This window comes from Buttiauxella gaviniae ATCC 51604, assembly GCF_001654835.1.
GTDB lineage: Bacteria > Pseudomonadota > Gammaproteobacteria > Enterobacterales > Enterobacteriaceae > Buttiauxella > Buttiauxella gaviniae.
Genome location: NZ_LXEP01000100.1, coordinates 1 through 619, shown reverse-complemented (window position 1 = coordinate 619; position 619 = coordinate 1). Strand labels below are relative to the sequence as shown.

General features: G+C 49.9%; 1 protein-coding gene. It reads right to left on the bottom strand.

Annotated elements, in window-relative coordinates; translation table 11 throughout:
- Positions 1 to 68: 68 nt before the first annotated feature.
- The coding region (locus tag M977_RS23900; RefSeq protein ID WP_064519669.1) for a bacteriophage antitermination protein Q at positions 69 to 619 on the bottom strand (551 nt) is incomplete at its 5' end.

The following is a 619-nucleotide window of genomic DNA, read 5'->3' as shown; positions in this document are numbered from 1 at the left end:
CATTAATCAGATATTGCCACCGAATACACTGATGGCACAATATCAAATTAGGCTTAAATATCGCCCATTTAGTTCGTTTTTGCAAGACTTACACATAAATTTGTCGACTTTTGTTGTGATCGCGTTCTCGCCGTTACACAAAGAGCGATACTATCCAGTCGACCAAACAAGGCTTTCATTGCCCGCCAGTGGTCTCCGTAGGTTTCTGACCAGGTGGATTTACTTATTTGAACTAACGCTGCGAGGTCAGCATGCTGATAGCCTTCCCCACCTTTCAATTCATTCCTGACATCCTGCGCAGCCAACCAGACTAACGCCTGCAATCGCTTCACCGTCTTGCCCGCTATCTTCTTGCTTCCTAGAGCCGCTTTAAATTCGGCCCATGCCCATTCAGTTATCGCCACCTGGTGAGCAAAAGACAAATCCCCGGCATAGCACCATGACAACCAGGCATGTTCTTGCTTATCGAGCGTAGCCAAAGCGCGGCGCCATGATGCGGTGCGAAACTCAACCGGCTGAACGAGTGCGATGGATGAGCCTTTCGCTCTCGATTGTTGGCCCGGTACCGGGTCGCCTGGAAGGGTAATCATTTTGCCCGTTGTCTCATCGAGGATACGCC